Origin of the sequence: Kyrpidia sp. (assembly GCF_023512215.1) — a bacterium.
GTDB classification, from domain to species: Bacteria; Bacillota; Bacilli; order Kyrpidiales; family Kyrpidiaceae; genus Kyrpidia; species Kyrpidia spormannii.
Genome location: NZ_JAILZZ010000122.1, coordinates 1 through 1276, shown reverse-complemented (window position 1 = coordinate 1276; position 1276 = coordinate 1). Strand labels below are relative to the sequence as shown.

The following is a 1276-nucleotide window of genomic DNA, read 5'->3' as shown; positions in this document are numbered from 1 at the left end:
ATGGTTATTGTGAGTTCCGCCACAACACCGGCCAAGGTAATGATAAGGATAGTGATCAAAAGGTCTTTCACGAGCCGTTGTTGTTGGACCTCCTCCCGCAGTTGCAGGACAAAAAGAAATTCCCAGGCATACACCCACAACACGACCCCCGATTGCAAAATTGGCTTCCAACCGTCTGCCAGAACCGGCCGGAGATGAGAGGGGTCCGCGTGTTGCATGGACAACAAAAACAGGATGAGTGTAATGGCGATACCAAGCGGAGTAATGATTTCTCCCACTCTCCCCACAACTTCAGCACCCAGGTACACCGCGTAAGCAACGAGAATCATGAAAACCGCTGTGACCACATAATTTGGCGTCGACGGAAGGACAGTGATATTCAAAAACAGACTGACTTCGCGAAGGACAAAGGACTCGGTGAGAAACGTCATGTACAGAAACCAGAGGCTTGCCGCCCGTCCGACTATAGGACCAAACGCCATGTGGTAACCCTCGACCAGTGATTGACCGGGGAACATCCGGCGAAACAAAGCGATCACCCCGACCACAATTCCCCCTGTAACGGCGAACAGAAGTGGCGCGATCCAACCGTCACGAATGGCAAATTGTCCGATCGCAAAGGGCATCGTGAGAATGCCGGTACCCAGAATGAGCCATGTGCTCAAAAACACGAACTGAACGCGGGACAGTTGTGGGTGCATGGAAGCCTCCAGAAGTTGCCGGTCTTTTATAGCGGATCCCGTTCCGTCCGACCCGGCAGGGGCTTCGGTATATCCGCGCTCCTGGTGGAATCCACGGGCTCCATGGTTTTGGGGCGCTGGCGCATTTGCCACCACGGTGGTCTGGTAAATACATCTTTGATGTCGGGCCACATAAAGGGTGCAATCGGAGACAGATACGGGACTCCAAAGGAACGCAGGGAAACCAGGTGAGTCCACAAGAGCAACACTGCGATAATGATCCCGTATAAACCCAACAGCCCCGCGAGGATCAAGACGGGGAAACGCAAGATTCGCAAGGTAATGGCAATGTTGTAGCTTGGAATGGTGAAAGACGCAATACCGGTCAAGGCCACAATGATCACCATGGCCGGCGTCACAATTCCGGCGGCGACAGCCGCTTCACCGATCACCAAAGCCCCGACGATACTCACCGATTGACCCACCGCTTTGGGCAGGCGAATCCCCGCCTCCCTCAGAGCCTCGAAGGTGATCTCCATGATCAGGGCCTCCACCACCGACGGGAAAGGAATTTGTTCGTGGGTTGACATCAGAGT

2 protein-coding genes are annotated in these 1276 nt (G+C 54.2%); both read right to left on the bottom strand.

Annotated elements, in window-relative coordinates; all coding sequences use genetic code 11:
* A partial coding sequence (locus K6T64_RS16790) for a GerAB/ArcD/ProY family transporter (protein WP_288011398.1) occupies nt 1-701 on the bottom strand: 701 nt, incomplete at its 3' end.
* A gap of 26 nt (nt 702-727) precedes the next feature.
* Nucleotides 728-1276: spore germination protein (locus K6T64_RS16785; RefSeq protein WP_288011395.1), on the bottom strand; the 549-nt coding region annotated here is incomplete at its 5' end.